The organism is Microbacterium terrae (assembly GCF_017831975.1).
Classification (GTDB): Bacteria; Actinomycetota; Actinomycetes; order Actinomycetales; family Microbacteriaceae; genus Microbacterium; species Microbacterium terrae.
The window spans coordinates 3,094,700-3,117,684 of sequence record NZ_JAFDSS010000001.1 but is presented as its reverse complement, the minus strand read 5'-3'; the positions used below and the strand labels follow the sequence as shown (position 1 = coordinate 3,117,684).

At 70.4% G+C, this 22,985-nt stretch carries 25 protein-coding genes; 8 read left to right on the top strand and 17 right to left on the bottom strand.

Going from position 1 to position 22,985, the window contains the following annotated elements:
- Positions 1-5 precede the first annotated feature (5 nt).
- Positions 6-2,171 carry an alpha-galactosidase gene (locus JOD63_RS14240; protein WP_045276676.1) on the bottom strand — a complete coding sequence of 722 codons (2,166 nt, stop codon included), beginning with the start codon at positions 2,169-2,171 and terminating at the stop codon, positions 6-8.
- A 110-nt stretch (positions 2,172-2,281) separates the two neighbouring features.
- Between JOD63_RS14240 and JOD63_RS14235 the strand changes: the two genes are divergently transcribed.
- From JOD63_RS14235 to JOD63_RS14220, 4 genes are all read left to right on the top strand, one after another.
- Positions 2,282-3,421: an ROK family protein gene (locus JOD63_RS14235; protein WP_045276677.1), complete on the top strand. Its 1,140-nt coding sequence runs from the start codon at positions 2,282-2,284 to the stop codon at positions 3,419-3,421.
- Between the two features lie 50 nt (positions 3,422-3,471).
- Entirely contained in the window at positions 3,472-4,044 is a 573-nt protein-coding gene (locus JOD63_RS14230) for a YdeI/OmpD-associated family protein (RefSeq protein ID WP_045276678.1), read from the top strand.
- Positions 4,045-4,270: 226 nt separating this feature from the next.
- Entirely contained in the window at positions 4,271-4,510 is a 240-nt protein-coding gene (locus JOD63_RS14225) for a PLDc N-terminal domain-containing protein (protein ID WP_045276679.1), read from the top strand.
- 35 nt (positions 4,511-4,545) lie between these two features.
- Positions 4,546-5,349: an alpha/beta fold hydrolase gene (locus JOD63_RS14220; RefSeq protein WP_245618042.1), complete on the top strand. Its 804-nt coding sequence runs from the start codon at positions 4,546-4,548 to the stop codon at positions 5,347-5,349.
- Positions 5,350-5,376: 27 nt separating this feature from the next.
- Here JOD63_RS14220 and JOD63_RS14215 read toward each other — a convergent pair whose 3' ends face one another.
- Together JOD63_RS14215 and JOD63_RS14210 are read right to left on the bottom strand one after the other, a co-directional pair.
- The gene (locus tag JOD63_RS14215; RefSeq protein WP_045276681.1) at positions 5,377-5,880 is read right to left on the bottom strand and encodes an alpha/beta hydrolase; all 504 of its coding nucleotides are present in this window, start codon (positions 5,878-5,880) and stop codon (positions 5,377-5,379) included.
- Complete coding sequence (locus tag JOD63_RS14210) at positions 5,880-6,248, bottom strand: VOC family protein (RefSeq protein ID WP_045276682.1); 369 nt, start codon at positions 6,246-6,248, stop codon at positions 5,880-5,882. Before JOD63_RS14210 ends, JOD63_RS14215 begins: the two co-directional genes overlap by 1 nt.
- A 59-nt stretch (positions 6,249-6,307) precedes the next feature.
- On the opposite strand from JOD63_RS14210, the gene JOD63_RS14205 reads away from it, so the two are divergent.
- Positions 6,308-6,505, top strand: a complete 198-nt coding sequence (locus JOD63_RS14205) for a helix-hairpin-helix domain-containing protein (protein WP_045276683.1) — start codon at positions 6,308-6,310, stop codon at positions 6,503-6,505.
- A gap of 38 nt (positions 6,506-6,543) precedes the next feature.
- On the opposite strand, the gene JOD63_RS14200 is transcribed toward JOD63_RS14205, so the two are convergent.
- The 12 genes from JOD63_RS14200 to JOD63_RS14145 all read right to left on the bottom strand — a co-directional run bounded on the left by JOD63_RS14200 (position 6,544) and on the right by JOD63_RS14145 (position 17,224).
- Positions 6,544-7,365, bottom strand: a complete 822-nt coding sequence (locus tag JOD63_RS14200) for a hypothetical protein (RefSeq protein WP_045276684.1) — start codon at positions 7,363-7,365, stop codon at positions 6,544-6,546.
- A gap of 48 nt (positions 7,366-7,413) precedes the next feature.
- Positions 7,414-8,064 (bottom strand): hypothetical protein, encoded by a 651-nt coding sequence (locus JOD63_RS14195; RefSeq protein WP_045276685.1) that lies wholly within the window; start codon positions 8,062-8,064, stop codon positions 7,414-7,416.
- On the bottom strand, positions 8,061-8,558 hold the full coding sequence (locus JOD63_RS14190) for a MarR family winged helix-turn-helix transcriptional regulator (protein WP_052682599.1): 498 nt from the start codon (positions 8,556-8,558) through the stop codon (positions 8,061-8,063). Before JOD63_RS14190 ends, JOD63_RS14195 begins: the two co-directional genes overlap by 4 nt.
- 120 nt (positions 8,559-8,678) lie before the next feature.
- Entirely contained in the window at positions 8,679-8,843 is a 165-nt protein-coding gene (locus JOD63_RS14185; protein WP_045276686.1) for a hypothetical protein, read from the bottom strand.
- Between the two features lie 90 nt (positions 8,844-8,933).
- Positions 8,934-9,917 carry a hypothetical protein gene (locus tag JOD63_RS14180; protein WP_045276687.1) on the bottom strand — a complete coding sequence of 328 codons (984 nt, stop codon included), beginning with the start codon at positions 9,915-9,917 and terminating at the stop codon, positions 8,934-8,936.
- A gap of 51 nt (positions 9,918-9,968) precedes the next feature.
- A complete protein-coding gene (locus JOD63_RS14175; protein WP_157004041.1) occupies positions 9,969-10,745 on the bottom strand; it encodes a hypothetical protein in 777 nt (258 codons plus the stop codon).
- A 42-nt stretch (positions 10,746-10,787) separates the two neighbouring features.
- Positions 10,788-10,925, bottom strand: a complete 138-nt coding sequence (locus tag JOD63_RS14170) for a hypothetical protein (protein WP_169748418.1) — start codon at positions 10,923-10,925, stop codon at positions 10,788-10,790.
- A 103-nt stretch (positions 10,926-11,028) separates the two neighbouring features.
- Positions 11,029-13,377 carry a phosphoribosylformylglycinamidine synthase subunit PurL gene (gene purL, locus JOD63_RS14165; protein ID WP_245243946.1) on the bottom strand — a complete coding sequence of 783 codons (2,349 nt, stop codon included), beginning with the start codon at positions 13,375-13,377 and terminating at the stop codon, positions 11,029-11,031.
- Positions 13,378-13,405: 28 nt separating this feature from the next.
- Positions 13,406-14,116: a response regulator gene (locus tag JOD63_RS14160; RefSeq protein WP_045276688.1), complete on the bottom strand. Its 711-nt coding sequence runs from the start codon at positions 14,114-14,116 to the stop codon at positions 13,406-13,408.
- Complete coding sequence (locus JOD63_RS14155; protein WP_045276689.1) at positions 14,113-15,246, bottom strand: sensor histidine kinase; 1,134 nt, start codon at positions 15,244-15,246, stop codon at positions 14,113-14,115. The genes JOD63_RS14160 and JOD63_RS14155 overlap by 4 nt, the downstream gene beginning before the upstream one ends.
- 5 nt (positions 15,247-15,251) lie before the next feature.
- Positions 15,252-15,953 (bottom strand): DUF2306 domain-containing protein, encoded by a 702-nt coding sequence (locus JOD63_RS14150; protein WP_045276690.1) that lies wholly within the window; start codon positions 15,951-15,953, stop codon positions 15,252-15,254.
- 125 nt (positions 15,954-16,078) lie between these two features.
- Entirely contained in the window at positions 16,079-17,224 is a 1,146-nt protein-coding gene (locus tag JOD63_RS14145) for a fatty acid desaturase family protein (RefSeq protein WP_245618044.1), read from the bottom strand.
- Positions 17,225-17,373: 149 nt separating this feature from the next.
- Between JOD63_RS14145 and JOD63_RS14140 the strand changes: the two genes are divergently transcribed.
- The 3 genes from JOD63_RS14140 (at position 17,374) to JOD63_RS14130 (ending at position 19,759) form a co-directional block, all read left to right on the top strand.
- Positions 17,374-18,270 (top strand): TerC family protein, encoded by an 897-nt coding sequence (locus JOD63_RS14140; protein ID WP_045276692.1) that lies wholly within the window; start codon positions 17,374-17,376, stop codon positions 18,268-18,270.
- Positions 18,271-18,375: 105 nt separating this feature from the next.
- Complete coding sequence (locus tag JOD63_RS14135) at positions 18,376-18,777, top strand: ArsR/SmtB family transcription factor (protein WP_045276693.1); 402 nt, start codon at positions 18,376-18,378, stop codon at positions 18,775-18,777.
- A 1-nt stretch (position 18,778) separates the two neighbouring features.
- Complete coding sequence (locus JOD63_RS14130) at positions 18,779-19,759, top strand: SRPBCC family protein (RefSeq protein WP_045276694.1); 981 nt, start codon at positions 18,779-18,781, stop codon at positions 19,757-19,759.
- Between the two features lie 46 nt (positions 19,760-19,805).
- Here JOD63_RS14130 and JOD63_RS14125 read toward each other — a convergent pair whose 3' ends face one another.
- A complete protein-coding gene (locus JOD63_RS14125) occupies positions 19,806-20,483 on the bottom strand; it encodes a response regulator (protein WP_045276695.1) in 678 nt (225 codons plus the stop codon).
- A complete protein-coding gene (locus tag JOD63_RS14120) occupies positions 20,480-22,981 on the bottom strand; it encodes an ATP-binding protein (RefSeq protein WP_045276696.1) in 2,502 nt (833 codons plus the stop codon). Before JOD63_RS14120 ends, JOD63_RS14125 begins: the two co-directional genes overlap by 4 nt.
- Between the last annotated feature and the right edge of the window lie 4 nt (positions 22,982-22,985).

Genomic DNA, 22,985 nt, shown 5'->3' with positions numbered 1-22,985 from the left:
TGGAGTCAGCCGAGCGCGGTGATCTCGATCACCGCGGACTTCTGCGGGAGTTGGACGGGTGGGCGCACGCCGATCGTCGCCAACTGACGGCCGGTGAGGGTGAGACCCTCAGACGCCCACGTGAGTTCGGACTGGCCCGCGGTGTCGGGCGTGAGCATGCTGAGGGTGACCCGGTAGGTGCGCGTGGGTGAGAGGCCCGGAAGACGTACGCGCCCGGGTGGGTACGACGCGGAAGTCTGCGTCTGGGTGATGACGAAGACGGCGGACGACAGATCGCGAGCGACCATGCCGCGCACGTCGATGCCCGTCTCGAGGTCGTCGACGTCCACCGTCCCGCCGGTGGCGACGAGGGGGCGGATGCGCTTGGCGAAAGTGACCCATTCTGCGATTCGGGCGCGCGTCGCGGCATCGGTGCTCGTCAGATCCCATTCGAGACCGAAATGCCCGAACAGGGCGGTCGCCGCGCTGAACTCGAGGTCGACGTGGCGCCCGGTGGAGTGGACCACGGGGCTGGTCAGGTGCATGCCCATCATCTCGGGCGGCACGACGAGCGCCGTGTACCGCTGGTTGGTCAGGCGCTCCAACGGGTCGAGACTGTCGCTCGTCCAGATGCGATCCGTGCGGTCCAGGATCCCGAGGTCGACCCGGGCGCCCCCCGACGCGCAGCTCTCGATCTCGACACCTGGGTGCCGCTGCTTGAGCTCGTCAAGCAGTCGGTACAGGGCGAGCGTGTGTGCGCGGACGCGGGTGCCGCCTTCAGGGCCGGCCCCCGCATCCACCAGATCGCGGTTGTGATCCCACTTGAGGTAGGCGATCGGGTACTCCTCGAGGAGCGCGTGCAGTCGCTCCGCGATGTGGGCGTAGGCCTCGGGGCGCGAGAGATCGAGCACCTGCTGCTGCCGGGCCGACGGAGGAAGCGCCATGCGACCGCGCAGGATCCAGTCCGGATGCTCGCGCGCAAGGGCGCTGTCGGGGTTGATCATCTCGGGCTCGACCCACAGCCCGAACTCCATGCCGAGCTCATGGACGTGTGCGGTGAGCGGGTGCAGGCCGTCGGGCCAGACCTCGTCGTCGACGAACCAGTCGCCGAGGCCGGCGGTGTCATCGCGACGGCCGGCGAACCAGCCGTCGTCGAGCACGAATCGCTCCACGCCGACCTCTGCCGCGGCGTCCGCGAGCGCGGTCAGCCGGTCGAGGTCGTGATCGAAGTAGACCGCCTCCCAGGTGTTGAGGGTCACCGGCCGCGCGCGCCGCGGGTGCTGCGGCCGGTCGCGCCATTCGTCGTGGAAGCGGTGTGCAAGCTCGCTCAGCCCGTCACCCCAGGATCCGATGACCCAGGGAGTGGCGACGGTGTCGCCCGGAGCGAGGATGACCTCACCGGGGCCGTACAGCTCGCCGCCCGCGAGGAAAGCCTCGCCCGTGACCACACGCTCGGCGATGACGCGGTGGTTTCCGCTCCACGCGACGTGGATCGCATGGACCCGTCCGCGCTCGAAACCGAATCCTGGTCGTCCCGCCGCGAGCAGCAGGGTCGCGTCGGCGCCCGGCCGCCCGCGGCGGCTCTCGCGCACGTGTGTGCCGAAGGTGAACTCGCGTCGCTGGGGGTGACGCTCGCGCAGATGGCGCCCTGTGGTGTCGAGCAGCTCTGTCGCGTCCCACGGAACGGGGAAGGCGAGCTGCAGCGATTGCACGGTGTAGTCCGTCGACCCGATGTTGTGGAGCGTCAGTCGCTGGTGCAGCAGCCCGGCTTCGCCGAGCCGCAACTCGAGCTCTGCCGAGAGATGCGCTTCGGTGTCCACGAGCGAGATGGTGGCGCGCTGCGTGTTGGATTGGATCCCGGCGGCGACGAATCGGATGCTGACACCCGCGCCGGCGCGGTGGCCCTCGAGGCCGGGCGTGCCGAGCCACCCGTCCGCCTGCGTGGCGACCACCGTCAGCCGAGGCGTGACGTCGAGGCCCCCCGACACTCGCTGTGGAACGGCGGATGAGGCGAGGCTCTGGAGTGCTGCGCGGTTCAGGTCGCCGAGGTCCTCACCCCAATGGACGATGGTGGGTGCGGCGGACGACGTCACATCGATGACGACGCTCGTCCCTCCGTGACGCAGATGGAGGGTGGCAGCGGCGAGGGCGGCAGCGTTCCCGGCTCGGGTGCCTTCTTCGTTGCGAAGCATGCATTAGTTCTACTACGAAAATAACTAATCCTCAAGAGTGGCTTCGCCGTCCGGAATCTGGCGCTTGGGACGTAGTGTTCGTGCCATCATGAAACGAAGAGGAGGTCGGCGTGTTGACAGAGAGTGAATCCGCGCTTGCGCGGGCTGTGCTCATCCACGGCCCGATCTCACGCAGCGCTCTCACCTCGCGCCTCAACTTGTCACCCGCGAGCCTCACCCGGCTCGCCAAGCCCTTTCTCGACAACGGAGTGCTGGTCGAGCTCGACGATTACTCGGACGGAAGCGTCGGCAGGCCGGTGCGACCCCTGGACGTATCGCCGTCGCTCGGTGGTTTCGTGGGAGTCAAGCTCACCGGAGACGTCATCTACGCAGTCGCCACCGACGCACGCGCCAATCCGACCATGACCATCGAGGCAGCCATCGCGGACCGCGACCCCGCCGCCGTCGCCCAGCAGATCGTCGGCGTCGTTCACGCGCTCGGCGCATCGGAACTCGTCGGCGTCGGTGTCGCGATCGGCGCCTCCGTCACCGACGACACCGTCGAGCGCGCGCCGTTTCTCGGATGGGAGGACGTCCCTTTCGCCGAGATGCTCAGCGCCGTGCTCGGCGTGCCGGTGACGCTCGAGAACGACTTGATCGCGCTGGCCGAAGCGGAGCACTGGTTCGGCTCGGGGCGTGGCATCCCCGGATTCAACGTCATCACGATCGGCACCGGCATCGGGCACGCACTGGTCATCCACGACCAAGTGGTCCGATCCCGCGAAGCCGGGGTCGGACTCGCCGGCCACATCCCACTCGCGCCGAGCGGTCCGCGATGCTCGCTCGGCCACATCGGATGCGCGCAGGCAATGCTGACATCGGGGTCCATCGCCGCGCAGGTGTCGGCGGCGCTCCGACGCCCCGTCACCTACGACGATTCGCTCGCGCTCGCTCGACAGGGGGATCCAGCGGCACGCTCCATCGTCGACGCCGCATCCGATGCGCTCGGACGACTCATCGCGCTCGCCGCCGACTTCACCCTGCAGCCCACCGTCGTGCTCGCCGGCGACGGAATCGAGCTCTTCGGGGTGAACGAAGAGCGGGTGAAGGCGGCGGCTCTGTCCGACCGCGACCCGCTCGCCGACCCGCTGAGCATCCACGTCGACCGCTCCGGCTTCACCGCGTGGGCGCGGGGGGCTGCGGCGATCGCCATCCAAGCAGCGTTGAGACGGCTGAATCTTGCTGATCGGCAGACATCCACACGCGGGTGATGAGCGACCACCGCGACACTTCTGTCGGCGGGAGGGGCTACCGTTCGAGGATGGTCGCCCACTCCGCCAAGCCCGAGCTGCACGTCGACACCGTCGATGAGTGGACCCGTTGGCTGGAGTCGGATCCTGATCCTGATGGGGTGAGGCTGCGTCTGCGCAAGGTGGCGAGCAGCAAGCCGGGCATCACCTACGCCGAAGCGCTCGATGCGGCGCTGTGCGTCGGTTGGATCGACGGTCAGAAGCAGTCGCTGGACTCGGACTACTTCCTGCAGGTCTTCACCCCGCGCCGACCGCGGGGGATGTGGTCGAAGGTGAACATCGAACACGTCGCCCGGCTCATCGAAGAGGGCCGCATGCGGCCCGCCGGCCAGCGCGAGATCGACCGTGCGAAGCAGGACGGGCGGTGGGATGCCGCCTACCGTCAGCGCGACGGCGAGGTTCCCGCCGAGCTCCAGGCGGCACTCGATGCCGACCCGAGGATCGCAGCGGCGTTCGCCGCGCAGTCGGCGCAGAACCGCTTCGCGATGGCGATCCGGGTGAGCACCCTCAAGCGGCCGGAGTCGCGCGCGGCGCGGGTCGCCGAGTACGTCGCGATGCTCGACCGCGGCGAGACGATCCACTGACGCGCGCGCGTCTCACGGAGCATCGCGGGCGGGTAACCGGTCGTTCACGCTGGCGCGGGATGATCTCTGGGTGGGAGACGAACGGCTTTTCAGGCGACTGCTCTTCGGAGCGCTCGCGGTGAGTGCGCTCGTCCTCGTGGTGGTGGCTGCCGGACTCGTGCTCGCCTACGACTGAGCACGCCACGTCAGCGACCTGCCCGAGCCCGGGATGCCCTAGGTTGAAGCGATGGGCGACGTGCACAATCCTCTGATCCCCGCCGGCTACGACATCGTGTGGTCGATCGTGGCCATCGCCGTCGTCGCGCTCATGATCACGGCGCTCGTGAGCCTTGCACGCTCCGCCCGCCGCCTCACCGCGGTGCAGGCACTGGCCTGGGTGCTGATCGTGCTCCTCGTCCCACTCCTGGGGGCGGTCGCCTGGCTGTGGATCGGCCGTAGAGCAGTTTCGGCCGAGGCGCGCACCTGATCCCGGCCCCCGATCCCGACGAATATCCTCGGGCTGTGGCGGATGACGAGGGGCTCGAGGATGCTGTCGACGACATCGTCGACGCGATCACGAGCACGTCCGTCGAGGACAGCACGGTCAGCACGGTCAGCGTGCAGGGTGCGCAGTTCGTCGTGGAGGCCGGCGGCAGCGGACCGACCCTGTTCCTGCTGATCCATGGGATCGGCATGGGCCGCAGGGTGTTCGCCGATCTCAGGGCGCAGCTCAGCGCGTACGGCCGCGTCTGGGCCATCGACCTGCCCGGGTATGGAGAGGCCGCCGAACCCGCGCGCACGCCGACTCTGGAACGCGTCGCAGACCTGATCGCCGAGCTGCTCGAATCGCGAGGCGAGGAGCGGGCCGTGGTCATCGGGCATTCGATGGGTGCGCAGATCGCGCTGGAGCTCGCGGTGCGGCATCCATCCCTCGTCTCCCATCTGGTGCTGGCAGGACCGACGGTGGACCCCGCCGCCCGATCCGTGTCGGGCCAGGTCGCGCGGCTCGCCCAGGACCTGTTCGTCGAGAGCCCGCGTGTGGTGGTCCTCGGCCTGCGCGAGTACCTGCGCGCGGGCCCGCATCTGCGACGCAAATTCCGAGCGATGCTCGTGCACCATCCGGAGGATGTCGCGCCCGCGGCGACGGTGCCGACCCTGGTGCTGCGGGGAGGGGATGACTACGTCTCCACGCGTCGGTGGTGCGAGCAGCTCGTCGCCCTCCTCCCCGACGGTCGTCTGGTGGAGATCGACGGCCACGGTCACGAGACCTTCATCCGGGATGCTGCGCCTGCCGCATCCCGGATCCTGGAGTTCACGCGCGACTGACGCCATGTGGGCGCGACGCGGCGGTGCTCACGCTCGTAGGTCGCGGGCGATCACGGGGGCGAGGCCGTCGAACTGGTGGCCGCCGGCGTCGTGCGCGTGCACCGCGGCATCGGGCAGCAGTGCAGCGGCCAGGGCGAGATGGGCGAATTCGACGACCGCGTCATCGCGGCAGTGGTGCAGCGAGACCTGCTGGAGCGGTGGGGGTCCGGTGAACTCGTACTCGGCGACATCCCAGCCGTCGGCGCTCCAGTCGGGCATCGCGAGCAGCACGACGCGACGGGGCACCGGGCGAGCGCGTTCGGCGAGGACGCGCAACAGGACCGACGCTCCGAACGAGTGCGCGGCGACGAGATCGCTCGGACCGACCGCGTCGAGCGCCGCTCGCATGGAGTCCGCCTGATGCGTGTACGCCATGTCTTCGGCTGAGAAGTGCGGGTAGTCCACGGACTCACCGAGTTCGGCTGCGATCGCGTCGGCGAGAGGACGGTCCTCCGCGTAACCGCCCGCGCCGTGCAGGAACAGCAGCGCCATCAGCTCGATGAGTGCAGTCCGACGCGGTTGCCCTCGCTGTCACGGATGTACGCGAAGTGTCCGCGACCCGGGATCGGCGTCTTCGGACGCAGCACCTCACCACCTGCCGGCTCCACCCGCGCGAGCCAGTCATCGATCGACGGCTCCGCGCTGAGGTACACGCGCGAGCCGTGGATGGAGGGTTGGTCCTCCGCAGAGGCGAACAGGCAGCCGCTCACATCTCCATCGGAGGCCTCGAAGAGCGCCGTCTCCTCGTCGGCGCCGACGGGCAGTCGCGTGAGCGTCTGGCCGGTCAGAGCCTCGTAGAACGCGATCGCGCGCGTCATGTCGGTCACCGGGATGTCGAACCACGCCACTGTGTGAGCCATGCGGCGATCCTCGTCGGCCCGCGGCATCCGGTCAATGCCGTCGTCGATAGGGTGGCCGGGTGGCAGACGAATCCGAGTTCCCCGCGTCGATCGGCAAGGTCGCACGCCGTGAGCTCGGTGTGCACGGCCTGACGCGCTTCGACCAGCTCACCGCCGTCACCACAGCGGAGCTGCTCGCGATCCATGGCGTCGGCCCGAAGTCCGTGAGGATCCTCACCGACGAACTCGCCGCTCGCGGACTGCGGTTCCGATCGTAGGTCGCCGCCGTCGCCCGACGCGGCCGCTGGCCGGGTACTCAGCGCCGCGAGTTGCGCTCGGACGCCCGCAGTCGGATCTTCTCGACGAAGCTCTCGGACAGAGCCCAGCCGTCGGCCGATGCTCGAAGCATCTCGGCCACCCGCAGCCGCTGCTGGTTGACCGGCCTCCCGCCGGCGAGCTCCATCGTGATCTGCTCGAGCACCGTGTCGTCGGTGTCGAGTTCTTCTTCGTGCCGCGCGACCTCGACGGCCGCAGCCGCGCGGGAGCGCCGGGTGAAGTCGTTCGGGAACCAGAGATCGGCGACCAGCTCGGGATGGGCGTCCATGATGATCTTCACCTGGGCCGTGCGCCGGTTGGTGGTCGCTCCGCGGAACTCGCCCGATGCCATGACGATCTCCATCAGCTTCTGCACGGCCGTTCCGTTCGGCTCCGTGCGCAGCTCGCGCTCGACCTGATCGGTGCCCTCCGCCTGATACTCCGACAGCTCCGCCTCGGCGAGGAGCCTGTCGTGCCAGTCGGCGACGGCGACCCACGCGAACAGGGTTCCGTCGACGGCCCACATCACCGAGAGCCGGAACGTATCGCCGGAGTGCCGCTGGGCGGCGGCCAGCAGCTCGGGGTCGCTCGATTCGACGTCGTCGGCGTCGAACGGGGTCGACGTGACGAACACGACGCGGGGTGCCATCTGCCGCAGCAGAGCGGTGAGGTCGGGTGGGGTCACTGCCAGGTGCGAGAACGCCACGTCCGGGGCGCGGTGGCGCACATCCGTCACTGCGGCGATGGGGATGCCGGCATCCACCAGTCGGCCCCGCACATCGAATTCGAGCCGGGTGAGTTCAGTCTCGTCTTCCCAGGTCATCGCCCCAACCTACCGAGCGGGCATCCTGACGGGGCGAACGGCGGGCGGTCACGGCATGTGGCGGTCCACGGCGGCGAGGTACCCCGTCGGGTCGTCGGTCCACAGGCGGACGGCCTCGACGTCGTGGATGCCGCCCTTCGGCGGGCGACCCGCGAGGCGCACACTCGTCGGGCGCTCGAGCCGGATCTCGATGTTCGTCTCATCCTGCATCCGCAGCGACAGCAGCCGGCCGTCTTCGGTGTCGCTGAACCGCGGCGACTTCGGCGGGTCGACCTGGCGGACGCGGCCGACGGAGGCGATGTCGTCCCATGAGAGGAAGATCTCGGTCTCGAGACCCTCGCGGATGCGGATGCCGCCGGGTGCGACGACGTGCGGTCGCATGAAGTACGCGCACAGCAGCCCGATCATCCAGGTCAGGCCCCAGATTCCGACGATGAGCACGATGATGCGCACGACCGGCCAGCGGTGCACGATGAGGTCGAGGATCGGGATCTCCAGCGCCGACAGGGCGATGAAGATGATCAGGATCGTGAGGACGGGGCGGTGATAGGTGAACCCGGAGCCGCCCCGATCGATCGCGGGCCGCCGGGTGATCGCGCGGCCGATGGAGTCGTAGATCCGCAGCTCCATGCGCACCGCGCGGGCGAGGAACGACCCGGTCTTCGCGAGCGCGGAGTCGGTGACCTCGGCGCCAGTCATGTCGTGCGCTCCGTGGCGGAGGCAGAGGCAGAGGCAGAGGCAGAGGTGGAGGCGGAGGCGGAGGCCTCGGCCACCATGGCGGACAGGCGCTCGGCGATGGCGGCGAGGCCGGCTTCGACGCGCTGCCGGTCGGCTTCGTCCACCGCATCGAGCAGCGTCGCGTTCAGCGCTTCGTGCTCGCGCGTGGTGCGCGACATGACGCTCACACCGTCCGCGGTGAGTCCGACGAGGCGCGTCCGCCGATCGGTGGGATGCGGCAGTCGCTCGACGAACCCCGCGCCCTCCAGTGCGTCCACGAGCGCGGTGATGTTGCGCGGTGTCACGTCGAGGGCTTCGGCGATGGCGTGCTGCGGCGACGGCCCCGCGTGGTGCACCGTCCACAGGACGGCCATCCTCGCCGGCGACAGCGCGGTGCCCTCGTACTCGCGCGCCATGTCGCGCTGGAACAGGTCGGCGATCTGCAGAAGACGATCGAGGAGCAGGGGTGCGGGCATTTAGTTACATTACTACATGATTACCTGTATGCAGTAATGGATTGGGAGCCGCTGCGAGTCGAACCGACGATCCGCCGCGCACCGTCAGCCGGCCGACGCCGATCACGTTGGCCGGCTGCGTCAGCCGCGGTTGTTGCGGCGCCGCTGACGGATGAGCCCGAAGACGACGGTGCCGAGGAACAGGATGACTCCGATGACCGCCAGCCAGATCAGCCCCTCGAAGGCGAACCCGACGACGGCGACGATCGCCCAGGCGACGAGCAGGATGACGAGAACGGTCCACATGGGTGCAGTCAACCCCATAGGCCGGCATCTGTCCGCCGGGTTGACATCTGCGCCGACGAGTGAGTGCGTTCTCGGGGGTGAGCGCTGGGGTCAGGTCGCCGGCGGCGGGGTGACGCCGGGCCGGGGCGCCGGCTTCTCACTCGTGCGCGCGGGGATCGGCCACTTCTCGGGCTGACCGGTCGTGGACTTCGGCGGTGCCGCGGGAGGTGAGGGAGTCGCGGGAGCGGTCTTCGGCGCCGCGGCTGGAGCCTGCGGCACCGGGGAGCCTGCGGCAGAACCGGCATCCGCAGCGGTCGCCTGCGTGCCGGTGCGTGCCGGCAGTTCGAGCATGACCTTGTTCTCGAGCACCTCGATCGCCTCGTCAGACAGCGAGATGAGCCCGTTGAGCTCCTCGCGCACGCGCCGGTAGGCGACCTGGCGCTCGGCGGGGGTCGCCGCCTGGTCGATCGCGACGGTGAGCAGCTGCTTCGCGGTGTCGAGTCGCTTGCGTTCGACAGGCGAGAACTCCGAATCGCGGATGCGCCGGGCATCGCGCTCGGCCAGGTCGAAGGCGACGTCGAAGTCGGTCACCGCCGCGCGGTACTCGGCGAGCTGAGCCGCGGTGAGCTTCGCCTTCGGTGACGCCGGTCGCAGGCCGTCGGCCATGCGCTTGGCGCGCAGGAACGCCGCAGTGAGCGGCTGACGCCCGTCGCTCATCGCGGGGAAGGCGATCACCTTGGCCACGTCGAGCTCGTACTCCAGCCACCGGGCGGCGATGTCGTCGTGCGTCTTCATGAGCTTCTGCAGCCCCGGGTCGCCGGCGCCCGCTCCGGGCGCCGCGGCATCCGTCGCCTTCTCGGCACCGGCAGTCGCCGTCGCCCCCGTGATCGGCGGGAGGGATGCCGCAGCCACGGGCTTGCCGCGCGCCGCCGCCTGAGCCGCCTTCAACTCGGCCTTCGCGTGCATCATCTCGAGGCGCTGCTTGTGGCGGCGCCGCGCGCCGCGCTCCCAGGCGTTGCCGGCCGCTGCGAGCAGCCCGAACGCCGGGAACGCCAGCCACCAGTAACCCTGGAGGAAGTCGAAGAACGGCTCCACCCTGCCATGCTAGCCACCCGCCGGAGCACGCGCGCCGCGGGAGCGGGCGTCTCAGCCCGTCGGGCGCCCGGTGTTCGGGCGCACGACGCCCAGCCACTCGGGGATCGTCCATCCGCCGAGCACCACCGGCTGGCGCGGGGCTGCACCGGCCGCTCGCTCGGCCTCGTCGAACGCGACCGCGAGGTGACGCACCGCCTGCCGGTAGTCGAGGAACTGCGGTGGCGACACCTTCGCCTGCGCACTCGACGGCCGATGCGAGCCCGCGTCGCGCAGCGCCTGAAGGAAGGCGAGGGTCGCCGGATGCCGCGCATCCGTCATCTGCGGGTAGGCGATCGCCAGCTCCGGATCGGTCTCGTACGCCACGAAGCGCGTCGCTATCGCGTCGTGCTCGGCCATGAGGCGCGCGAGCGGCAGCGGATCGCGAGACGAGGATGCCCGGTACTCGGCGTACGACGCCTTGATGCGGGTGCGGCTCGCACGCAGGGCGAGCGATGCCGACCGCTCATCCTGCTTGGCCGCCTGGAGTCGCCGATGCGCGTCGACGGTCCCCGGATCGGACGGGAGCACCGCGTCGATGAGCGCCTGGCGGCCGCTCGCGCGGGACTGGGCCTTGGCGGCGAGGAGGTCGGCGTGGGCGGAGCGCACCTGCGCCTTCGCCGCGACGAGGGCCTTGTACGCCCGCGTCTCTTCGTGGCGGGCGGCGTCGAGCTCGAGGCGTCGCGCCCGGCGCCTGCCGGTGGTGAGGGCGCCGTAGCTCACCGCTCCGGCGCCGACGACGGCCGGAGCGATCCACCACACGCTCCCGAAGAAGACGAGGATCGGCTCCACGAAGCCCATGGTAATCGCGGTCGAGGCCGCATGGGCTGGGGATCAGCCGAAGAGGAGGGCGAAGACCGTGGCGCCGCCGCCGACGAGGATGAGGGCGACGATCGTCACCCAGGCGACGATCTTGACGCGCTGCTGGCGGGTCTCGTTGAAGTCGCTGTACTCGTCGTCGTCGGTCGCCATGGTGTCCAGTCTAGGGTGGGGCGTTTCGTCTCGTCGCTCCGCTCCTCGCTCAACGACCGGGGAGATGAACGGTCGTTGAGCGAGCGCAGCGAGTCGAAACGGGTCAGGCGACGGGCTCGGCGACGATCGGGCCGAAGGCGGCGGGGAGCGTGCCGTGCGACAGGTCGCGCAGCTCGGTGAGCGGCAGTGTGAACAGGCCCTGCACCTCGAGTGCGGGGGCATCGCCGTCGGCTGCCGCGTCGGTCACGCCGATGCGCAGCACCGGGTAGCCCCGGCCCTCGCACAGCCCGCGGAACTTCACGTCGTCTTCACGCGGCACGGTCACGATCACCCGGCCGGTCGACTCCGAGAACAGCGCGGTCGCGGCATCCACCCCGTCGCGCTCCATGATCTCGTTCAGCCAGACGCGCGCGCCGACGCCGAAGCGCATGACGCCCTCGGCGAGGGTCTGCGCGAGGCCACCCGACGACAGGTCGTGCGCCGACGACACGAGCGACTGCTGGCCGGCCGCGTGCAGCAGCTCGGCGAGCTTGCGCTCGCCCGCGAGGTCGACAGCCGGCGGGCGGCCGCCGAGGTGCCCGTGGATGGTGCCTGCCCACTGCGAGCCGCTCAGCTCGGTCGAGGTCACGCCCAGCAGGTAGATGTTCTCGCCGGCGTCCTGCCAGCCCGACGGGATGCGGCGGGCGACGTCGTCGATGATGCCGAGCACGCCCACGACGGGCGTCGGGAAGATCGGCTGGTCGCCGGTCTGGTTGTAGAACGACACGTTGCCGCCGGTGACCGGGACGCCGAGTTCGAGGCATCCGTCCGACAGACCGTCGACGGCCTGCGAGAACTGCCACATGACCTCGGGGTTCTCGGGCGAGCCGAAGTTGAGGCAGTCGGTGACGGCGGTGGGGATGGCCCCCGTGACCGCCACGTTGCGGTATGCCTCGGCGAGGGCGAGCTTGGCGCCCTGGTACGGGTCGAGCTGGCAGAAGCGGCCGTTGCAGTCGGTCGCGATCGCGAAGCCGAGGCCGGACTGCTCGTCGACGCGGATCATGCCGGCGTCGTCGGGGAAGCTCAGCGCCGTGTTGCCCATCACGTAGTAGTCGTACTGGTTGGTCACCCACGACGTGTCGGCGAGGTTGGGGCTCGCGACCAGCTGCGTGAACTGACGGCGCAGGGTATCGGCGTCGCTCGAGCGGGGGAGCGCGGATGCCGAGTCGTCGCGCAGCGCGTCGATCCAGGTCGGGTACGCCACGGGGCGCTCGTAGACCGGGCCGTCGACCGCGACGGTGGAGGGGTCGACGTTCACGATCTCCTCGCCGTGCCAGAAGATCTGGAGGCGGCCGTCGCCGGTCACCTCGCCGAGGACGCTCGTCTCGACGTCCCACTTGCCGACGACGGCGAGGAAGGCCTCGAGCTTCTCGGGAGCGACGATCGCCATCATGCGCTCCTGGCTCTCGCTCATGAGGATCTCCTCGGGCGTGAGCGTGGGGTCGCGCAGCAGCACGTTCTCGAGGTCGACGCGCATGCCCGAGCCGCCGTTGGCGGCGAGTTCGCTGGTCGCGCACGAGATACCGGCCGCCCCGAGGTCCTGGATCGCCTCGACCAGCTCGTCGCGGTACAGCTCGAGGCAGCACTCGATGAGCACCTTCTCGGCGAACGGGTCGCCGACCTGCACCGCGGGGCGCTTGGTGGGGCCGCCGTCGGCGAACGTGTCGGAGGCGAGGATGGATGCTCCGCCGATGCCGTCGCCGCCGGTGCGGGCGCCGAACAGCACGACCTTGTTGCCGGCGCCGGTGGCGTTGGCGAGCTTGAGGTCTTCGTGGCGGAGCACGCCGACCGCGAGGGCGTTGACGAGCGGGTTGCCCTGGTAGACCGCGTCGAACACGGTCTCGCCGCCGATGTTGGGCAGACCCAGGCAGTTGCCGTAGAAGCTGATGCCCGACACGACACCGTGCACGACGCGCGCGGTGTCGGGGTTGTCGATGGCGCCGAAGCGCAGCTGGTCCATGACGGCGACCGGGCGTGCGCCCATCGAGATGATGTCGCGCACGATGCCGCCGACGCCGGTCGCGGCGCCCTGGAACGGCTCGATGTAGCTGGGGTGGTTGTGCGATTCGACCTTGAAGGTGACCGCCCAGCCCTCGCCGATGTCGACCACGCCGGCGTTCTGACCCATGCCCACCATGAGGCGGGTCTTCATCTCGTCGGAGACCTTCTCGCCGAACTTGCGCAGGTAGATCTTCGACGACTTGTAAGAGCAGTGCTCCGACCACATCACCGAGTACATCGCCAGCTCGCCCGAGGTGGGACGGCGGCCGAGGATCTCGCGGATCTTCGCGTACTCGTCGGGCTTGAGGCCGAGCGCCGCGTACGGCTGCTCCTTCTCGGGGGTGGCTTCAGCGTTCGCGACGGTGTCGGCGATGCTCTGCGAGGAGGGGGTGGTCACGCGGCTCAACTCCATGAATCGGGGGATGCCGGACCCGTCAAGTCTAGTTAAGGGTTCGCCGCTCGCTCGCCCGATCTCGTTCGGCCGCCCAGATCGCCAGCTCGACGCGATTGCGGGCCGCGATCTTGGTCATCACCGCCGCGATGTGGGTCTTCACCGTGCTGAGTGAGATGTGCAGCTCACGGCCGATCTCGGCGTTGCCGAGACCCCGCGCGACAGCGGCGAGCACCTGCTCCTCGCGCTCGGTGAGGGGAGCGGATGCCGCGGCTGCGGTGCTGCCGCCGACAGGCGCACCCGGCCCCGAGCTCGTGCCCGTGCCAGCCTCGGTGCCGGCGAACGCGGCGATGAGCCGCACGGTCACCGCCGGATCGATGAGGGCGTCGCCGCGGGCTGCCGCGTGCACCGCCTCGCGCAGCATCGCCGGTCCGGCGTTCTTGAGGAGGAACCCCCGCGCGCCGGCGCGCAGCGCCCGGTAGACGTACTCGTCGAGGTCGAACGTGGTGATCACCACGACCGGGATCGGGTCGGCGACGCCCGGGCCCGCGAGCGCCTCCGTCGCCGCGAGGCCGTCGGTGCCCGGCATCCGGATGTCGAAGAGGCACACATCGGGTCGCAGCTCGCGGGCGCGGTCGATCGCCTCGGCGCCGTCGGCCGCCTCGCCCACCACCTCGATGTCGGGCTGCGCGTCGAGGATCATGCGGAGCCCCGTCCGCACGAGCTCCTGGTCGTCGGCGATGAGCACGCGGATCGTCATCGGGCGCCCCGCGGGATCCGGGCTGTCACGACCCAGCCGCCGCGCTCGCCGGGCGCCGCGGTGCACGTGCCGCCGAGGAGCGTCGCTCGCTCGGTCATGCCGGTGATGCCGAATCCCGGAGCGACGGATGCCGCCGGCTCGCCGTCGTCGCGCACGGTCAGCCGCACCGTGCCGGCATCGGCGTCGACCCCGCCGATCTCGACGGTCACGTCTACGCGCGTTGCGCCGATCGCGTGGCGCCGCGCGTTGGTCACCGCCTCCTGCGCGATGCGGAACACGGCGGCCGCCGCTGCCGGGGCGACGGCGCGCGGATCGCCCATCACCTGCACGTGCACCGTCGGCGTCGACGCATCCGTCAGCGTGTCGAGTGCGGTGAGGTCGGGCGTCGGGGCGAGCTCGACCGCACCGTCGCCGCGGAGGAGTCCCACCATCGAGCGCATCTCGTCGAGCGTGCGACCCGCCTCCTGCTCGATCGCGACGAGCACCCGGGCCGCGGCATCCGGATCGGTGCCGGCGACCGCCGTGCCGGCCTGCGCCTGGATCGCGATCGCCGACACATGATGGGCGACGGTGTCGTGCAGGTCGCGCGCCAGCTGCACGCGCTCGCGCAGCCGCACCTCGTCGAGCTCGCGCGCCCGCGACGCCGCCCGCCAGCGGAAGGCGAAGCCGAGGCTCGAGGTCAGGGCGACCACGGCGAGGCCGCCGATCGCGTCGCCCGGCGTCGGCGAGCCGGTGACGAACGATGTCGCCCATCCGATGAGCACGAGCGCCGCCCCGATGATGATCGCCCGCCCGCTGCCCCATCGCATCACGGCGTACAGCAGGATCAGGAACGCGGCGGTCACGTAGAGCTCGGGGTCGCCGCCGGTGACGAGGCCCACGACCGCGCCGACCGCGTAGGCGCCCGCGAGTGCGGCGAGCGGATGCGCGCGCCGCCACAGCAGGGCGGGCACGAGGGCGGCGAGCACCACCGCCCACAGCCATCGGTGCGGCACTTCGGGGCGCAGGGCGGCTTCGACGAATGCCAGCGGTGCGAGCACGCCCACCAGCACCCAGTCGCGCCAGACGCGTCGGGGCGGCGGGGGCACGGCGGCGGGCGCATCCCACAGAGCACGCACCGGGCTCGTCATGCCCCTCATGATAGGTGCGGCGCGGCCGCCGGGGCGGGGCGGGTCGCCGCGTGCACGGCGCCCGGCATCCGACGCGCACGGCGACGGATCACGACCTCGGCGACGAACAGGTTGATCGCCCAGCCGAGACCCATGAGCACCGTGTTCGCGAACTCGTCGGGAGGGCCCGCGACGAGGGTGAACGGCAGGAGCGTCAGCACCTGGGTGCCGGCGCCGAGTCCGATCGCGTAGGCGCGGGTCATCCAGGCGCTGTGGGTGGTCACGTCGCCGCGGCGGATGGCCGCGAACGCGAACACGATCGCCCCCGCCATGAGGAGGCCCAGCACGACGCGCATCCCCAGGAGCACGACGCCGCTGTTGTCGGGCAGGTCGTAGAGCACCGCCATCCAGATTCCGGATGCCGCCGACACGAGCCCCGCCGGAGCGACGAGGCGTCCGGCTCGGCGGTGCCACGCGCGACGGCGGAGCGACGGTGCGAACTGGAGCGCCCCGAGCAGCAGGAACAGCGTCGAGCCGACGATGTGCGCGATCACCGGCACCGGAGAGTCGAAGAACCGGGCGTTCTCGGCCGTGATCGCGGCGCCCGTGCCGAGCTGCGTGAGGCGTGAGGCCCCGGCAGCCATCGGCACGAGCGTGAGGGCGATGAGCCCCGCAGGCGCCGCCCACTCGGGCGCGCGGCGGCGGTGCGGATGCGATGCGTCGGTCATGCATCCGATGCTCGCGCCGGCCGGGCTGGCGCGCATCGGCCGATGGGCTCGACCTCATCGGCCGATCGGGTGGTCGCGCGCGGGGTGTGTCCCGGATGGGTGCGGACCCGCTGGGCTCCCGGAGGTCAGGAAGGGCGGAAGCGCGCCACCAGGTGGCAGTCGAACGGGTCGCGCGCGGCGAGCCCGACGCGGTTGAGGTAGGCGATGACGATGCCGTACGACTCCCACAGGCTCGTCTCCGTGTACGGCACGCCCAGGTGGCGGCACTGGTCGATGACGATCTGACGGGCCTTGGCGAGGTGCGGGCGGGGCATGCTCGGGAACAGGTGGTGCTCGACCTGGTAGTTGAGCCCGCCCATGAGCCAGGTGGCCCACCAGCCGCCGCGGATGTTGCGTGAGGTGCGCACCTGCTTGGAGAAGAAGTCGAGCTTGGCGTCGGGCGCGATGATCGGCATGCCCTTGTGGTTCGGCGCGAACGACGCGCCCATGTAGACGCCGAACACGGCGAGCTGCACGCCGACGAAGGCGAACGCCATGCCGAGAGGCAGCAGCAGGAAGACCGGCGTGAGGTACAGCGCGAAGTGCAGGGCGATGAGGCCGAGCTCGAGGTAGCGGTCCTTCAGCTCGCCGCGGGAGAACAGGTGCTTGAGACCCAGGTAGTGCAGGTTCAGCCCCTCGAGCGTGAGCAGCGGGAAGAAGAGCCACCCCTGCTTGCGGGTGATGAGCGCGCGGAAGCGTCCGGCGGAGGCGGCATCCGTCTCGATGAACGAGATGGTGTCGATCTCGATGTCGGGGTCTTTGCCGACACGATTCGGGTTCGCGTGATGGCGGTTGTGCTTCGCGTTCCACCAGGAGTAGCTGATGCCCACCACGCCGGCGGCGATGATGCGCCCGAGCCGGTCGTTCGAGCGCCCGCCCTCGAGGATCTGCTTGTGGGCGGCCTCATGGGCGAGGAAAGACGCCTGCGTGAGGACGATGCCGAGGGCTGCGGCCATGAGCAGCTGGAACCAGCTGTCGCCCAGCAGGATGAAGCCGGTGATCACGCCGCCGATCCCCAGCAGGATCGCCAGGCCGACCGCGCCGTAGAAGAGGCGCGTGCGCCGGAGGAGTCCGGTCTCGCGCACGACCTGCGCGACATCGGTGTAGGCCCGCGCGATGGGCGGGAAGGTATCGGTGCCGGCATAGGTCTGGCGTACCGGACCGAGGACGGCCTCAGGTGCGACAGTTGCGGCAGATGCGACAGGTGCGATGATGCGCCCCCTTGGTCGGATGCCGACCACTCGCGATGCAACCGAGGACCGACGCGGAGCCAAAGGCAGGTCGCCGATCGCTGGCGCCCACACTACGCGGGGCCATATGGCCCGGGCGGTATGCAGGGGGAGTTCCCAGGCATCCGGCAGGAGGCTCATACGATGGCTCCGTGGACTTCTCCCTCGCCTTCACGCCCGATCTGATCGCCGTCTTCTTCACGCTGTTCGTGCTCGAGGTGGTGCTCGGCGTCGACAACGTGATCTTCATCTCGATCCTCGCGTCGAAGCTGCCGAAGGAGCAGCAGGCGAAGGCCCGCAACCTCGGCCTCACCCTCGCGATGGTGATGCGCGTGATCCTCGTGCTCTTCGCCGGCTGGATCATCACGCTCAAGGAGGACGTGTTCTTCATCGGCGAGATGGGCTTCTCGTGGAAGGACCTCATCCTCATCGCCGGTGGCCTCTTCCTCGTCTACAAGGCGGTCACCGAGATCCATCACAAGCTCGAGGGTCACGAGGAGGAGCACGGCGGCGCCGGGCGCAAGACCGTCACCTTCGGCTCGGTGCTCGTGCAGATCCTGCTTCTCGACCTGGTGTTCTCGCTCGACTCGGTCATCACCGCGGTCGGCATGACCGAGAGCCTCGTCGTCATCATCACCGTCGTGGTGCTCTCGTTCGGCATCATGCTGTTCGCCTCGCGGTTCATCTTCGCGTTCGTCAACAACCACCCGACGGTGAAGATGCTGGCCCTGTCGTTCCTGCTGCTGATCGGTGTGTTCCTCGTCGCCGAGGGCTTCGAGATCAAGATCGACAAGGCGTTCATCTACGGCCCGATGGCGTTCGCGATCCTCGTCGAGGCGCTGAACCTGTGGGCGGCGGCCGGCAAGGCCAAGCGCGAGAAGAAGCGCCAGACCTCGGTGCAGCTCATGCCGCAGTACCCCGACGTCGACGAGTCCGTCGCGGTGTCGGCCGCACTGTCGGGGCCGGCAGGGGCCGGTTCGGTGGGCCTGTCGAGCAAGCCGATCAGCGGGGATGCCGCGGGCGCCGACGAGCGCCACGGCCTCGGCTGACCTTTCGATCTCACGACGCGGCCGGCGATCCTCGGGGATCCGCCGGCCGCGTCTTTTCGCGCCAGGGGTTGACGCGGAGCATCCGCGGGTCTAACGTACAACCAAATGGTTGTAGAACTTGGACTCGATGATGATGCACTCGATCGCCTCTTCCGGGCGCTCGGCGATGCGACCCGGCGCGACATCCTGCGCCGGACGCTCACCGGCGAACCGTCGGTGTCTGAACTCGCGACGGCGTACGACATGTCGTTCGCCGCGGTTCAGAAGCACGTGGCGGTGCTCGAGGCCGCCGAGCTCATCATCAAGCGCGCCGAGGGGCGCGAGCGCCGGGTGCGGGCGGATCCGGTCATGATCGCCCACGCCCGCGAGCTCCTCGCCCGGTACGAGCTGCTCTGGCGCTCGCGCATCGACCGTCTCGACGCACTCCTGGCCGAGCCGGAACCCTCCGCCGCACCTCCGGCGGAACCCATCACCGACACCACGCACGACCCCGACGAAGGAGAGTGACATGCCTGTCACCGACATCACCACCGACACCGACGAGCTCACCATGACGCTCACCGCCGACTTCGCCGCCCCGGTCGAGCGCCTCTGGCGGGCGTTCACCGAGCCGGCGCAGCTCGAGCGCTTCTGGGGTCCTCCCGGCTGGCCGGCGACGTTCACCGAGTTCGAGTTCACGCCCGGCGGCAAGGCGAGCTACCACATGACGAGCCCGACCGGCGAGGTCTCGCGCGGCAGCTGGGAGTTCCTCCGCATCGATGCGCCGAACTCGTTCGAGGTGCTCGACGTGTTCGTCGGCGACGACGGAAAGCCCATGGACGGCATGCCCGAGAGCCGCATGGTGTTCACGTTCGAGGCGACGGCGACCGGGTCGCGCCTGAGCAACGTCAGCTACCTGGCCACGGCCGAGTCGCTCCAGGAGATCATCGCCATGGGCGCGATCGAGGGCTCGCGTCAGGCGATGGACCAGCTCGACGCGGTGCTGCAGGATCTGCGCGAGTACGCGCTGGGCGCAGGGACGCGCACCGAGATCCTCGACGACACGCACGTGCGCATCACGCGTCTCATCGACGGCCCGCAGGATCTCGTGTGGCGCGCCCACAACGAGCCCGAGCTGCTGCAGAAGTGGCTGCTCGGCCCCGACGGCTGGGCGATGACCGAGTGCGAGGTCGACCCCCAGGTGGGCGGCCGCTACAAGTACTGGTGGGAGCCGAGGGGCGACACCGCGGGGCAGGGGTTCGGCTTCGACGGCGAGAACCTCGTCTTCGAGGCGCCGCGCCGTGCGGTCACCACCGAGCACATGATCGGCACCGACTACCCGTCGACGACGAACGACCTGTCGCTCTATGAGGAGGACGGCGCGACGCTGCTGACGATCATCATCACCTACCCCGACATGCAGACCCGCGACATGGTGCTCGCGACCGGCATGACCGACGGCATGGAGACCAGCTACGCGCGGCTCGAGCGCGACCTCATCAAGAGCTGATCTCGAGGCGACGTGATGAGGGGATGCCGCGGCCAGCGGCATCCCCTCACTCGTCGAGCACGAGCCGGTAGCCCATCCCCGACTCGGTGAGCAGGTGCACGGGGCTGCCCGGGTCGCGCTCGAGCTTCTTGCGCAGCTGCGACATGTACAGGCGCAGATACCCGGTGTCGTTCACTTGGTCGGTGCCCCAGATGTCTTTGAGGATGCTCTGGCGGGTCACCAGCGACCCGGGGTTCCGGGCGAGGAACTCGAGCATCCGCCACTCGGTCGGTGTGAGGTGCACGCGCTCGCCGCTGCGGGTGACGGTCTTGGTGGCGAGATCGACCTCGACGTCGCCGAAGCGCACGACGGGTTCGTCGACGGATGCCGTGGCCCGGCGCGCGAGCGCACGCAGACGCGCGAGCAGCTCGTCGATCTGGAACGGCTTGGTGACGTAGTCGTCGGCACCCGCGTCGAGCGCCTCGACCTTGTCGGCCGAGCCGGTGCGGCCGGAGATGACCAGGATCGGCGCCGTCGTCCAGCCGCGGAGGGCCTCGATCGTCTGCACCCCGTCCAGCCGCGGCATCCCCAGGTCGACCATGACGATGTCGGGGCGCGTCTGGGCGGCCAGGGCGATCGCCGCGGCGCCGTCGGGTGCTGCGACCACCTCGTAGCCGTGGGCTGCGAGGGTGATGCGCAGCGCCTTCACGAGCTGCGGATCGTCGTCGGCGATCAGGATCTTCATGCCGTGCGCTCCTGGCTGGGTGTTGCGGCGAGCGGAAGCTCGATCACCATGGTGAGGCCGCCGCCGGGGGTGTCTTCGGGTGTGAGGGTGCCGCCCATGCCGGTGGTGAACCCGCGCGAGAGGGCGAGGCCGAGGCCGAGCCCGGTCGTGTTGTCGGTGTCGCCGAGCCTCTGGAACGGGGCGAAGATGTCGTCGTGCGGTCCGGGTGGCAGCCCGGGGCCGTGGTCGATGACCCGGATCTGCGCCGCATCCCCGAGGCTGCTCGTCGCCACGCGCACCCGCGATCCGCTCGGGGTGTGCCGCGCGGCGTTGGAGAGCAGATTGACGATCACGCGCTGCAGCAGCACGGGATCCGCACGCAGCGGAGGCAGGTGCTCGTCGAGGGCGGCGTCGAGCTGCGCCGGGCCGAGGCCGAGCTCGTCGACCGAGGCGAGGACGACGTCGGCGGCATCGACGGGCGACAGCGAGACGGCGAGGACGCCGGCCTCGATGCGACTGACGTCGAGCAGGTCGGTGACGAGCCTCGCCAGGGTTCCGAGCGACTCGTCGGCCGTGTCGAGCAGCTCTCGGCGGTCGGAGGCCGACAGAGCGGGTCCGGCGGCCCGCAGCCCGCCGACCGCGGCGACCGCTGCGGCGAGCGGTCGCCGCAGGTCGTGGCTGACGGCCGACAGCAGGGCGCTGCGCACCTGGTCGGTCTCGGCGAGCAGGTCGGCCGCGCGGGCCGTCTCCTGCAGTGCGGTCTGCTCGAGCGCCGAGTCGAGCTGGGCGACTACCACGTCGAGCAGGCGGCGCTCGGAGGCGCTCAGCTCGGGTCCGTGCAGCTCGAGCGTCGCGCGGTCGCCGACGGGCACGAGCGTATGGCGGTCGTCGCGGAGCGGCTCGCCGTCGGTCGCGACGACGTCGCCGGAGGCCGCGACCAGGCGCACGCCCGACATGCCGAACGCCTCGCGGGTGCGGGAGAGCAGCGCGGGCACGGCGCCCTGGCCGCGCAGCACGCTGCCGGCAACCGCGGCGAGCAGCTCGGACTCGGCGGCCGATCGCCGCGCGGCTCGCGCGGCCCGCGCGGCCCGGTCGACGATGAAGCTCACGAGCACCGCGATGACGACGTAGAGCACGAGGGCCCACGCGTTGCGCGGGTTGGCGATCGTGACCGTGTGGAACGGCTCGACGAAGAAGAAGTTCAGCGTCAGCCCCGACATCACCGCCGCGAACACGGCCGGCCAGATGCCGCCGATGAGGGCGACGATCACGACGAGGAGCTGATACGCGAGCACGTCGCTCGTGATCGTCTCCTCGTTCTGGATGGTGACCAGCAGCCAGGTCAGGAGCGGCCCGCCGATGAGCGCGACGGCGAACCCGAGCAGGCGGCGCGTCCAGCTGAGGGCACCGCCCGAGATGCGCGGCAGGGCGAAGCGCCCGGCCGCCGCATGCGTGACGATGTGCACGTCGATGTCGCCCGACTCGCGGATGACGGTCGCGCCGATGCCGGGCCCGGTCAAGGCTGCGGTGAGGCGTCCGCGGCGGCTGACGCCGATGACCAGCTGGGTGGCGTTCACCGAGCGGGCGAACTCGACGAGCGCCCGGGGGATGTCGTCGCCGACGACCTGGTGATAGGTGCCGCCGAGCGACTCGACGAGGGCCTGCTGCGCCGACAGTGCTCCGGGTGCGGCGTCGCGCAGCCCGTCCTGGCCGGTGACATGCACCGCGAGCAGCTCGCCGCCCGCCGACCGCGCGGCGATCCGCGCGCCGCGGCGGATCAGGGTCTCGCTCTCGCGTCCGCCCGTGAGCGCCACCACCACCCGCTCGCGGGCGTGCCAGGTGCCCTCGATGCCCTGCTCGGCGCGGTAGCGGTTGAGGGCGCTGTCGACCTCGTCGGCGAGCCACAGCAGCGCCAGCTCGCGCAGGGCGGTGAGGTTCCCGAGCCGGAAGTAGTTCGACAGCGCGGCGTCGATGCGCTCAGCCGGGTAGACCTGACCCGCCGACAGCCTGTCGCGGAGGGCCTGCGGGGCGAGGTCGACGACCTCGATCTGGTCGGCGCCGCGGACGACGGCATCGGGCACCGTCTCCCGCTGCGTGATGCCCGTGATCTGCTCGACCACGTCGTTGAGCGACTCGATGTGCTGCACGTTGACCGTCGTGATGACGTCGATGCCGGCGTCGCGCAGCTGCTCCACGTCCTGCCAGCGCTTCGCGTGGAGCGACCCGGGGGCGTTCGTGTGGGCGAGCTCGTCGACGAGCGCCAGTGCGGGGGCGCGCTCGAGGACCGCCTCGACGTCCATCTCGTCGAGCTCGACGCCTCGGTGCGCGACCGTGCGACGGGGGATCTCGTGCAGGCCCGGGATGAGCGCGGCGGTCGCGGCTCGGCCGTGGGTCTCGACCACCGCGACCACGACGTCGACCCCGTCGGCCTGCAGGCGCCGGCCCTCCTCGAGCATCTCGAAGGTCTTGCCGACGCCGGGGGCGGCGCCCAGCAGCACCCGCAGCGTTCCGCGCCTCATGCGA

Excerpts from the sequence above, each read along its gene's own strand:
- JOD63_RS14240 (WP_045276676.1), bottom strand. The coding sequence starts at position 2,171 with ATGCTTCGCAACGAAGAAGGCACCCGAGCCGGGAACGCTGCCGCCCTC.
- JOD63_RS14230 (WP_045276678.1), top strand. The coding sequence starts at position 3,472 with ATGGTCGCCCACTCCGCCAAGCCCGAGCTGCACGTCGACACCGTCGAT.
- JOD63_RS14225 (WP_045276679.1), top strand. The coding sequence starts at position 4,271 with ATGGGCGACGTGCACAATCCTCTGATCCCCGCCGGCTACGACATCGTG.
- JOD63_RS14215 (WP_045276681.1), bottom strand. The coding sequence starts at position 5,880 with ATGGCGCTGCTGTTCCTGCACGGCGCGGGCGGTTACGCGGAGGACCGT.
- JOD63_RS14210 (WP_045276682.1), bottom strand. The coding sequence starts at position 6,248 with ATGGCTCACACAGTGGCGTGGTTCGACATCCCGGTGACCGACATGACG.
- JOD63_RS14200 (WP_045276684.1), bottom strand. The coding sequence starts at position 7,365 with ATGACCTGGGAAGACGAGACTGAACTCACCCGGCTCGAATTCGATGTG.
- JOD63_RS14195 (WP_045276685.1), bottom strand. The coding sequence starts at position 8,064 with ATGACTGGCGCCGAGGTCACCGACTCCGCGCTCGCGAAGACCGGGTCG.
- JOD63_RS14190 (WP_052682599.1), bottom strand. The coding sequence starts at position 8,558 with ATGCCCGCACCCCTGCTCCTCGATCGTCTTCTGCAGATCGCCGACCTG.
- JOD63_RS14185 (WP_045276686.1), bottom strand. The coding sequence starts at position 8,843 with ATGTGGACCGTTCTCGTCATCCTGCTCGTCGCCTGGGCGATCGTCGCC.
- JOD63_RS14170 (WP_169748418.1), bottom strand. The coding sequence starts at position 10,925 with ATGGCGACCGACGACGACGAGTACAGCGACTTCAACGAGACCCGCCAG.
- purL (WP_245243946.1), bottom strand. The coding sequence starts at position 13,377 with ATGGAGTTGAGCCGCGTGACCACCCCCTCCTCGCAGAGCATCGCCGAC.
- JOD63_RS14160 (WP_045276688.1), bottom strand. The coding sequence starts at position 14,116 with ATGACGATCCGCGTGCTCATCGCCGACGACCAGGAGCTCGTGCGGACG.
- JOD63_RS14155 (WP_045276689.1), bottom strand. The coding sequence starts at position 15,246 with ATGACGAGCCCGGTGCGTGCTCTGTGGGATGCGCCCGCCGCCGTGCCC.
- JOD63_RS14150 (WP_045276690.1), bottom strand. The coding sequence starts at position 15,953 with ATGACCGACGCATCGCATCCGCACCGCCGCCGCGCGCCCGAGTGGGCG.
- JOD63_RS14135 (WP_045276693.1), top strand. The coding sequence starts at position 18,376 with ATGGTTGTAGAACTTGGACTCGATGATGATGCACTCGATCGCCTCTTC.
- JOD63_RS14130 (WP_045276694.1), top strand. The coding sequence starts at position 18,779 with ATGCCTGTCACCGACATCACCACCGACACCGACGAGCTCACCATGACG.
- JOD63_RS14125 (WP_045276695.1), bottom strand. The coding sequence starts at position 20,483 with ATGAAGATCCTGATCGCCGACGACGATCCGCAGCTCGTGAAGGCGCTG.
- JOD63_RS14120 (WP_045276696.1), bottom strand. The coding sequence starts at position 22,981 with ATGAGGCGCGGAACGCTGCGGGTGCTGCTGGGCGCCGCCCCCGGCGTC.